At 50.7% G+C, this 10,143-nt stretch carries 8 protein-coding genes; all 8 read right to left on the bottom strand.

Annotated features, from left to right (window positions below; all coding sequences use genetic code 11):
- Nucleotides 1-294: 294 nt before the first annotated feature.
- The 8 genes from FYJ35_RS11085 to FYJ35_RS11050 all read right to left on the bottom strand — a co-directional run bounded on the left by FYJ35_RS11085 (nucleotide 295) and on the right by FYJ35_RS11050 (nucleotide 10,108).
- Nucleotides 295-2,160: an ATP-dependent helicase gene (locus FYJ35_RS11085; RefSeq protein ID WP_154526520.1), complete on the bottom strand. Its 1,866-nt coding sequence runs from the start codon at nucleotides 2,158-2,160 to the stop codon at nucleotides 295-297.
- A gap of 6 nt (nucleotides 2,161-2,166) precedes the next feature.
- Nucleotides 2,167-3,624, bottom strand: coding sequence for a glutamate--tRNA ligase (gene gltX, locus FYJ35_RS11080; protein ID WP_154526518.1), 1,458 nt, complete (start codon nucleotides 3,622-3,624; stop codon nucleotides 2,167-2,169).
- A 28-nt stretch (nucleotides 3,625-3,652) separates the two neighbouring features.
- Nucleotides 3,653-4,855, bottom strand: a complete 1,203-nt coding sequence (locus tag FYJ35_RS11075; protein ID WP_154526516.1) for an FtsW/RodA/SpoVE family cell cycle protein — start codon at nucleotides 4,853-4,855, stop codon at nucleotides 3,653-3,655.
- A gap of 69 nt (nucleotides 4,856-4,924) precedes the next feature.
- The gene (gene leuD / locus FYJ35_RS11070) at nucleotides 4,925-5,413 is read right to left on the bottom strand and encodes a 3-isopropylmalate dehydratase small subunit (protein WP_154526514.1); all 489 of its coding nucleotides are present in this window, start codon (nucleotides 5,411-5,413) and stop codon (nucleotides 4,925-4,927) included.
- Nucleotides 5,410-6,675 (bottom strand): 3-isopropylmalate dehydratase large subunit, encoded by a 1,266-nt coding sequence (gene leuC, locus FYJ35_RS11065; RefSeq protein ID WP_154526512.1) that lies wholly within the window; start codon nucleotides 6,673-6,675, stop codon nucleotides 5,410-5,412. The genes leuD and leuC overlap by 4 nt, the downstream gene beginning before the upstream one ends.
- Nucleotides 6,676-6,919: 244 nt before the next feature.
- Complete coding sequence (gene ilvC, locus FYJ35_RS11060; RefSeq protein ID WP_154526510.1) at nucleotides 6,920-7,945, bottom strand: ketol-acid reductoisomerase; 1,026 nt, start codon at nucleotides 7,943-7,945, stop codon at nucleotides 6,920-6,922.
- A 103-nt stretch (nucleotides 7,946-8,048) separates the two neighbouring features.
- Nucleotides 8,049-8,546, bottom strand: coding sequence for an acetolactate synthase small subunit (gene ilvN, locus FYJ35_RS11055; protein WP_277067121.1), 498 nt, complete (start codon nucleotides 8,544-8,546; stop codon nucleotides 8,049-8,051).
- Between the two features lie 161 nt (nucleotides 8,547-8,707).
- Nucleotides 8,708-10,108 carry an N-acetylmuramoyl-L-alanine amidase gene (locus tag FYJ35_RS11050; RefSeq protein ID WP_154526506.1) on the bottom strand — a complete coding sequence of 467 codons (1,401 nt, stop codon included), beginning with the start codon at nucleotides 10,106-10,108 and terminating at the stop codon, nucleotides 8,708-8,710.
- Nucleotides 10,109-10,143 lie beyond the last annotated feature (35 nt).

Below are 10,143 nucleotides of genomic sequence, written 5' to 3'. Positions count from 1 at the left end.
GAATAAAATTTGATTCGGATCAAAGATGTTACTGACATCTCTTATCCCTTTTACTGTTTAAAGGTCAGTTCCTTAAATAAAACTTTTCAGAACTTTCAAGGTTGTTTCACTGTTCAGTTATCAAGGTGCTCATAGCCCCGATCAAGCTTACTTGTTTAATGAAGTTTGCTTCTCATCGGCGACTTGAACATAATACCATCCTGCAATACGGATGTCAACACATTTTTTCATTTTTTAAAATATTTTTTATGTCGATTTTTCTGTCCTGTTTTCAGTCCCTTTTGATGACTGCGATCAGCTTTCACTTTTGAATGCATCCAGAAACCGGGAAGGCTTCTGCACCTTGTTGTATCGTTCCCTGACATACAGAATGTGTAGTCTTTTTCTGGCTCTTGTCATCCCGACATAAAAAAGCCTTCGCTCCTCTTCAATCTCCGATTCCAGGGCGGCCTTCTTATAAGGAATCATGCCTTCATTGACATCCACCAGATAAACCTCCTGAAACTCCAGTCCCTTGGCAGAGTGAAAGGTTGACAATGTCACGGCATCCTGCCGCTCTTCATGCATCTTACCTTCCTGATCCTGCAGATCCTGCATCTGCTTCCTGTAGGCTTCAATATGTGCTTCCCAGGCTTCTCCTGTTGAAAAAGGCTTTGAATTCTCCTGGATTTCATTCTCAGTTTCTGTCAGTTCCTCGAGATTCAGTTTCCTTTTCTCCGCATATTCTTTCAGAAAGCGATCGTAGCCGATGCCAAGACGAATATAGTTGAGGGCTGCATAGACTTTCATTCCTGAAATTCTCTCGAGATCCCGCTCCAATGCATCGATCCGGTCTGTCATCCATGGCTTGTCTGAATAATAAGCTCTCAGCGCTTCAAAGGACAGAACAGCCCGTCCATTTGTACGTCTGGATGAGGCTTCCGCTGCCTCGCGGCTGATATATCTGTTAGGGCGGTTGCAGACTCTCAGAAATGTGCCAAGCTCCCTGTCTCCGCCTGCAAGCCGCAGGTAGGCAAGGAAATCTAGAGCTGTAAAATGATCATACAATAGCGGCATGTGGTCGCGCAGATTAACAGGAATCGTAAATTCCATCAGCTTCTCTGCCGGTCCTCTTGCCTGCAGATTCGTACGGGTCAGTATCGCGATCTCTCCCGGGCGGATTCCTTCTTTCATATTGTTTCTGATCGCTGAGACCAGATAAAGATACTCCTCTCCCGGATCTCTGCATTCCAGCACCTCCACCGGGTCTCCCTTTTCCGATACACTCCTCAGATCTTTTTGAAAGCGATGCCTGTTCTGCCTGATCACTGAGAGCGATGCATCTACGATGCATTGGGTAGACCGGTAATTTTCCTGGAGCGTAATGATCCTGGCGTCCGGATAATCCTTAGGAAAATGCAGCATGATCTCCGGCTTCGATCCTCTGAACCTGTAGATCGACTGATCATCATCTCCAACAATGAACAGGTTGTTCTCCGGTGCTGCAAGCTCCCGCACAATTTCGTACTGCAGACCATTGATATCCTGAAACTCATCCACGAGAATATAAGCAAAACGCTTCTGCCAGTTTGCCAAGATATCAGGCCGCGCATGGAACAAATCTGCCGTATAACAGCACATATCATCAAAGTCGATCTTTCGGAGAAGCTGCTTCTGCCTTTCATAATTCCGGCAGATTTTCCGAAAAACCTCTTCCGGGCATGTTGCCGAATAAAAGTAATCCAGATTGATACGTTCCGTTTTCACCTGGGAAATCTCGGCTGACACATCCTGTACCCAGGTTTTGAGATCATCCGTGTCAAGATGAAGACCTTCTGCCATTCCCGACAGGAGGCGAAACTGTTCTTCCTCGCGAAGAATATTTTCTGATGTATAGTGGTAGGCATATTTAAGAATCTGAAAGAATACAGAATGGAAGGTCCCGAAGGTAACTCGCCGGCCCTTTTCCGGAGAGAGCTGTTCAAACCGAGTCCGCATTTGCTGCGCGGCAGCTCTCGTAAATGTGATAACAAGAATCTGTTCCGGCCGTACTCCGGTCTCGATCAGCTGTCTGATCCGGTGGGTAATCACCATGGTTTTCCCCGCACCCGGCCCCGCGAGAATCATCGCAGGGCCGTCCTTCAGATTGACAGCTTTTTTCTGTGACAGACTTAAAGACATATGGTATTAGAAATCCGACAGGTATCTGTCAAGTGCCACATGGATTCTGAGAAGAGATTCGTCTTTCCCGAGAACCTCCATGATCTCCGTTGCTCCTGCAGGCGTCACCTGCCTTCCGGAAACCGCAATCCGGACCGGCCAGATTGTAAAGCCCGGCTTCACTTCCTCACGCTGAGAATAGGCTTTCAAAACCTCATAGAGTGCATCGTTTGACCAGTCCTGCTGAGCTTCCAGAAGCGGCAGAAGGTCTGAGAGGACCTTCTTTGCTTTCTCAGGTGTCACCTTCCATTTTTTATTCTGAAACAGGGAGACATCGTAATCCGGCAAAGCCTCAAAAAATGCGACCATATCGTCGATATCCGGAAAAACTTCAATTCTGGTCTTGACCATATCCGCGATCTTCTTCAGATCCAGGTCCTTTGTGACGACCTTGCGGATTTCCGGAAGCGCACGCTCATAGAAGGATTCCGGGGCCATCGCCTTGATATATTCGCCGTTCATCCATCTCATCTTCTTCATGTCGAAGACCGCTGGCGACTTGCTCATCCTGTGATAGTCAAAGTTCTCAACCAGCTCCTGCAGAGAGAAAATCTCCCGGTCATCCTCCGGGGACCATCCCAGGAGTGCCACATAATTGACAATCGCCTCACTGACAAAGCCAGCGTCAAGCAGGTCCTCAAAGGAAGAATGCCCGCTTCTCTTGGAAAGCTTGTGGTGCTCCTCATCGGTAATCAGCGGACAGTGGACATACGTCGGCACCTCCCAGCCAAATGCCTTGTAAAGCCTGTTGTACTTGGGCGCGGAGGAAAGATACTCATTTCCTCTGACAACATGTGTGATCCCCATCAGATGATCATCCACAACATTGGCAAAGTTATAAGTCGGATACCCGTCGGACTTGATCAGAACCATGTCATCGAGTTCCTCATTCGGGACCTCAATGGTTCCATATATTTCGTCCTCGAATTTCGTGGTACCTTCATTCGGTACATTCTGTCTGATGACAAATGGTTTGCCCGCCTTCAGATTGGCTTCAATTTCCTCTTTTGACAGATGCAGGCAGTGTTTGTCATACATCATGATTTCCTTGCCGTCCACTTCCCTGCGGAGGGAATCCAGGCGTTCCTGCGTACAGAAGCAGTAATAGGCCTCCCCTTTCTCAATCAGCATCTTCGCATATTTCATGTAGATGCCGGCCTTGACGCGCTCGCTCTGAACATACGGGCCGACAGTGCCGGGATTATCTGGTCCTTCATCCGGAATGAGTCCTGTCTCCAGCATCGTCCGTTTGATGATGTCAACTGCGCCTTCCATTTCTCTGTTCTGATCCGTATCCTCGATCCGGAGCATGAACGTTCCTCCGGCGTGTTTTGCGATCAGATAGGAATAAAGCGCCGTTCTCAGGTTACCAACATGCATCCTTCCGGTCGGGCTGGGTGCAAATCTTGTCTTCACGTTACTCATGATTGCTGCCTTTCTTCAATACCAATGTTTACGATTTCTTCCGCTCGATAATCTGGCCGGATATATTCAGGGCGATCCCCATTTCCGCCATCAGGAACCAGAGTGAGGTACCGCCCGAGCTGACAAAGGGGAGGGTGATGCCGGTTGTCGGTATGATGCTCAGCACAACCGCGATATTCAGTACAACCTGAATCGCCACATGCGAAAAAATACCGACCACGATCAGAGCGCCCAGGCGGTCCGGTGCGTTCAGCGCGATGAAAAAAAGTCTGTATAGCAGGTATATAAACAACCCTGTCAGGATGAACGCTCCGACAAGTCCGAGCTCCTCACAAACAATCGCAAAGATCATGTCATTCTCCGCTTCCGGAAGAACGCCAAGCTTCTGCGCACTGTTTCCGAGGCCCTTTCCGAAAAGGCCGCCGGAACCGATCGCATACAGTCCCTGCATGACCTGGTAGCCGCCTTCCTTCTGATATTTCTCAGGATTGAGCCAGGTCAGGATCCGTCTATAGCGGAAACTTGTCGACGATGCCGTCTGAAAAATACTTTTCAGAACCAGATAAACCGGATACACAGCTGCAAGCGCTGCAAAAAACAGCGCGACAAGCCCCCTTGGGTGCGGGTGCGCGACAATTACCATCACAAAACAGATTCCAAAGATAATAATGGCTGTTGACAGATTATCCGTAAATTTGTAGACAAGGAATGCTGTCAGAAGCCCCAGTCCCAGGATTCTTGCCGGCGCCCGTTTGTACTTTCCGAATTTTGTCCCCATCATGGTAATCAGCACAGGGATATACAAAATCACTGCCAGCTTCGCAACCTCAGACGGCTGGAATTGAATAAAGCCAAGGTCAATCCATCTGGTCGCACCATTCACGTTCTTCCCGATGAATCTTGTCGCTATGACAAGCAGGATCGACCCTGCGAACAACAGCCCTGAACCTTTTGCAAGTCCATGATAATCAATTCTGCTGGCCACAATCAGAATCACCATCCCGCCGGCGCAAACCAGAATTTGCTTCATGAAGGGGTGTCCTTTTACCTGCAGCATACTGTACGCCGTCACGGAATACTGCATGACAAGGCCGAACGCTGTCAGAAGAATGACAACAGCCAGCAGGTTGTAGTCAAAATAATCCGCGCCTGCCGCTTCATCTTTCCGGCTGCCTCTCAGCAGGTGAAACCGCCCCCGGGCCGCCCTCACGTTTTCTTGTCTATGTGTCATTCTTCCTCCCGGGCAGCTGAATCTGCCGCACGCATTGGTTCATGGTGCTTTCTCAGTTCTCCCGATCTTTCAGTCTCTGGCATTCATGTAAGGGATCAGTCCGCCTGCTTCGATGATTTTTTGCATGAAAGGAGGAAACGCCTCTCCCTTCCAGGACTCGTTTTTCGTATGATCCGTGATGGTACCGCTGTCAAAGTCGACCGTCACATCATCTCCTGCCTCGATCACCCTTGCCGCTTCCGGGCATTCCATAATAGGAAGACCGATGTTGATGGCATTGCGGTAGAAAATCCTTGCAAATGTCTCGGCAATGACACAGGAAACCCCTGCAGCTTTGATCGCGATCGGCGCGTGCTCCCTGGAGGACCCGCAGCCGAAGTTCTTGTTTGCAACGATGATATCCCCCGGCTTGACGCGGCTGACAAATGTCTTGTCGATATCCTCCATACAATGCGCCGCAAGCTCCTTCGGATCCGACGAATTCAGGTACCGGGCCGGAATGATGACATCGGTATCAACATTATCTCCATATTTAAATACTCTGCCTTCTGCCTTCATCCTTCCACCTCCTCCGGAGAACTGATTTTCCCTGTCAGTGCACTCGCTGCCGCAACAGCAGGGCTCGCCAGATAGATTTCCGAATCCACAGCCCCCATCCTGCCGACAAAGTTCCGGTTTGTTGTCGATATGCAGCGCTCCTTTGAAGCCAGAATACCCATATAACCCCCGAGGCACGGTCCGCAGGTCGGTGTTGACACAACTGCTCCTGACTCTATGAAGGTCTCGATCAATCCTTCTCTCAAAGCGTCCAGGTAAATCTGCTGCGTGGCCGGAATGACGATGCAGCGCACATGGTCCGCAACCTTCCTTCCCTTCATGATCGCTGCCGCAGCCCTCAGGTCTGACAGCCTGCCGTTGGTGCACGAGCCGATAACAGACTGGTCGATCCGGATGTCCCCGACTTTGTCGATGGTCTTTGTATTGGATGGCAGATGTGGGAAAGATACCGTCGGCCGGAGTAATGACAGATCGATCGTGTATTCCTCATCATACACTGCATCCGGATCCGCCTCATACACCTGATAAGGCTTGCCGGAATGTTCTCCGATATATGCGAGCGTCTTGTCATCAACCGGGAAGATCCCGTTCTTTCCGCCTGCCTCGATGGCCATGTTGCAGATCGTAAAGCGGTCATCCATCGAGAGGTTCGCGACACCGTCTCCGACAAACTCCATCGACTTGTAGCGTGCTCCGTCGACACCGATCATACCGATAATATGCAGGATGACGTCCTTCCCGGACACATACTTCGGAAGCTTTCCAGTCAGGTTGAAGCGCAGCGCAGACGGGACCTTGAACCAGGCTTTTCCGGATGCCATTCCGGCAGCCATGTCCGTCGACCCCACGCCAGTCGAAAATGCGCCAAGCGCACCGTACGTGCAGGTATGGGAGTCTGCGCCGATCACGACATCTCCTGCTGTAACAAGTCCCTGCTCCGGCAGGAGTGCATGCTCAATCCCCATCTTTCCAACATCATAATAATGGCTGATCTCATGCCTGATGGCAAACTCCCGGACACACTTGCAGTGCTCTGCAGACTTTATATCCTTGTTCGGGATAAAGTGATCCATGACAAGCGCGATTTTATCCTTGTCAAATACACGGTCATCCTTCAGGTGATCCATCTCTCCGATCGCAACCGGAGACGTAATGTCATTGCCAAGTACAAGGTCGAGATTCGCCTCGATCAGCTGTCCCGCGTGAACCTCCGGAAGGCCGGCTGCCTGCGCGAGTATCTTCTGAGTCATTGTCATTCCCATATTGATCCTCCATATGGCTGCTATACGAATTGCCCGAAGAACATTCCCATTTTAATCAAATCGCGGCAAGAATACAAGCCGATCCCTGCCCGCGCATCTGTAATTGATCGTCATCTCGTGCTCTGCGATCGATGATGCGCGGTCGCCTTCACAAAAAAACGGGGATCTCCCGTCCGGATGCCCGGCCAGGGAAATCTCCGTTTTCATCATCATGCTGCCGGTATGAGCCGGTTCCGGCTTCTGATCAGTTGTTGATCAGCTTGTCCTCGTCCTTCCAGCTGTAAAGCTTGCGGATTTCCTCGCCGACCTTCTCGCACTCCATCTCCTGGTGATGTCTGCGGAGCGCCTTGAAGTGAACCTGACTGCCGGCTTCACTCATATCAAGCAGGAAGTCCTTGGCAAAGGAACCATCCTGGATATTCTTCAAAACCTTCTTCATAGCCTTCTTCGTCTCGTCCGTCACAATCTTCGGGCCAACCATATACCCGCCGTACTCAGCCGTATTGGAGACCGAATACCACATACCGCCGAATCCGGACTGATAGATCAGATCGACGATGAGCTTCATCTCATGGATGCACTCAAAATATGCATTTCTCGGGTCATACCCTGCTTCCACAAGGGTCTCGAATCCTGCCTGCATCAGGGCAGTAACGCCGCCGCACAGGACAGCCTGCTCACCGAACAGATCGGTTTCCGTCTCGGTCTTGAAGGTCGTCTCAAGAAGACCAGCTCTTGCTCCGCCGATTGCAAGGCCATAGGCAAGCGCCAGGTCCTGTGCCTTTCCGGTATAATCCTGCTGGACAGCGATCAGGCATGGGGTTCCTCTTCCAGCCTGATATTCAGACCGGACCGTGTGCCCCGGAGCCTTCGGCGCGATCATGGTCACATCGACGTTTGCCGGCGGAACGATACAGCCATAGTGAATATTGAACCCGTGTGCAAACATCAGCATGTCGCCTTCCTTCAGGTTCGGTGCGATGTCCTTCTTGTACATGGCTGCCTGTTTCTCATCATTGATCAGGATCATGATGATATCTGCACGCTTTGCTGCCTCCGCAGTCGTGTAGACCTCAAATCCCTGCTCCTCTGCCTTCTTCCAGGACTTGGAACCCTCATAGAGCCCGATGATGACCTTGCATCCGGAGTCTCTCAGGTTCAGTGCATGTGCGTGTCCCTGGCTTCCATAACCGATAATTGCAATTGTCTTCCCGTCAAGCAGGGACAGATTGCAGTCTTCCTGATAGAAAATCTTCGCTCTTTCTGCCATGATAATCGCTCCTCTTTTCCTCTTTAATATCTTCCAGTCTGCCTGGAAGATGGATATATATTTCAAGACAGCTGCCTGTCATGAAACCGCATGAAAAGACCGGTCAAAAAAATCTGACATCATCCGACCCTCTTGAGAGCCCGGTAAAGCCGGTTCTTGCCAGCTCCAGAATCTCATATCCGCTCAGAAGCCGCAGAAACGCTTCCAGCTTGTCATGATTCCCTGTCAGCTCGACAATCAAAGAATCCTGCCCGACATCGACAATCTTCCCTCTGAATACGTCAGACAGTGTGACAACGCTCTGACGCTGCTCCGGACTGACTCGTATCTTCACCAGCACAAGTTCCCGTGTCACGGAATTGTCCGGATCCAGCACCTTCAGATCGACGACGTCGACCAACTTCCTGAGCTGCTTGGTGATCTGCTCAAGGACATCATCATCCCCCTCGGCCACAACTGTAATTCTTGAATACCTTGGATCTGCCGTCTCCCCGCCCGTGATACTCTCTATGTTATAGCCTCTCCTGGAAAACAGGCCTGAGACACGCTGCGTGACACCGGCTGTGTTATCCACAAGAAGGGAAATGACCCTTTTCTTCACCTCTGTCATCCTCCTGAATTCTGACAATTTCCTGCATGATAACAAGTTCCATTCCGGTTGTCAATGCAGGAGCGGCGGATAAAAGAAGAAACTTCACAAGAAATCTGTGGTTCCGCAGATTCTTTGTGAAGTTCCTTGATTACTCGAAATTATTTTCGGTATCAGCCGAACTGATTGACAATCGCCCGGCTGACTGCCTGCGCCATATCATCACAGCGCCGATTATAGAACGTCATGTCGTCCTTGTCATCAATGAAGCAGGTCTCAAGCAGCCCATAGCTGATGCCCATCTCCTGAAAGACCCTTGCATTCAGAAGACCGGATGACCGCCAGACGGCCGGACCGCAGATCGGAAGGCCAAGACCGTTGAGTGCTCCGATGATGCTGGAATCGATGTACGTTTCACTCTTTCTCGAATTGACGTACATGAAGGTACCCTTCATCTTTCCGTCGCCGTTATAATCCTTTCCGGATGTTGCTGAAGCGTCAAAATGGACCTCCAGTACATAGTCATACTGCAGAAGATCCGGCAGTCTTCCGTTGCTGCGGAGGGCATTGTACGCCTGGGCTCCATAGGTTCCCTTCCCCTCGATCCTGGACTGAAGCGTCTTCCCGCTGACAATCACTGCATTGAGCGTGTTCTTGACCTGCGAATAACCATCCAGACTGGTATCCAGCATATCTACTTTCACTCTGCCGCTTGCTGACAGCGCTCTGTAGATTCTCGATCCGAAATCTCTTGTATAGGCCTGTTCCTGGATCCAGCTTCCACCCCACTTTCCGAGCGCACCGGAATCTCCCTGCCCATGCCCGCAGATGATCAGAATACTCGCTTTGCCTGTCGATGCCTTCGTTCCGGCTTTCCTGAGGTTCGATACAGAAGCGGAAGTGCTTCCGGCCGCTCCAGCCGCCTCCGCTGCACTCGCCCTCTTTGTCCGTATGCCGCGTGAATTCACTTTCCAGCCATCTGGCGTCACCGTGCTCCTGTACATATTGCCGTCGGCGCCGAAGAAATAATACTTTTTCTTGTACTTAACCCATCTGTTAACCGCCATCTTCCCGTTTTTCAGGAGATAAATACGTCTTCCATCTGCTGTATCAGCAAAGGTCTTCTTCAGCATCAGGCCGCTGACGCCAGCCCTTCTGGAGGTCGAAAAGTAATACCAGCTGTCTCCCACCTGGCAGAGCCCGCTCAACACAGAGCCGTCTTCAGAAAAACCGTACAGCCCGGCTCTGAGAACCTTTCTCAAACCGGCTGTATACATGCGCCCTCTTACACCGATTTTCCCCGTTGTCCGAAAATAATGATACTTACCATGGATACGGATCCACCCGGTCCTGAGATATCCGCTTTTATTGAAGTAATAGGTATGTCCGTTGATCTGGGTCAACCCCGCAGCTCTAACCTTCTGGCCAGTCTCTGCACTTTCGGATGTGTACCAGATTCTGCTGCCTCTCCGGTGCCATCCGTCAGCAGCCAGTGCACTGAACGCCATTAAAAAAGTCAGCAGCAGCACAAGTATCGCTGCCGCCGGCAGCCTTCTGAAACGGACCCTTTTCATAATCTCCTCCGGGAATTGTCTGATTCTCCGTCCTC

This window comes from Porcincola intestinalis (assembly GCF_009696445.1).
GTDB lineage: Bacteria > Bacillota > Clostridia > Lachnospirales > Lachnospiraceae > Porcincola > Porcincola intestinalis.
This window is presented reverse-complemented; position numbering and strand designations above follow the sequence as displayed.

Excerpts from the sequence above, each read along its gene's own strand:
- leuD (WP_154526514.1), bottom strand. The coding sequence starts at position 5,413 with ATGAAGGCAGAAGGCAGAGTATTTAAATATGGAGATAATGTTGATACC.
- leuC (WP_154526512.1), bottom strand. The coding sequence starts at position 6,675 with ATGGGAATGACAATGACTCAGAAGATACTCGCGCAGGCAGCCGGCCTT.
- FYJ35_RS11075 (WP_154526516.1), bottom strand. The coding sequence starts at position 4,855 with ATGACACATAGACAAGAAAACGTGAGGGCGGCCCGGGGGCGGTTTCAC.
- ilvC (WP_154526510.1), bottom strand. The coding sequence starts at position 7,945 with ATGGCAGAAAGAGCGAAGATTTTCTATCAGGAAGACTGCAATCTGTCC.
- FYJ35_RS11050 (WP_154526506.1), bottom strand. The coding sequence starts at position 10,108 with ATGAAAAGGGTCCGTTTCAGAAGGCTGCCGGCGGCAGCGATACTTGTG.
- FYJ35_RS11085 (WP_154526520.1), bottom strand. The coding sequence starts at position 2,160 with ATGTCTTTAAGTCTGTCACAGAAAAAAGCTGTCAATCTGAAGGACGGC.
- gltX (WP_154526518.1), bottom strand. The coding sequence starts at position 3,624 with ATGAGTAACGTGAAGACAAGATTTGCACCCAGCCCGACCGGAAGGATG.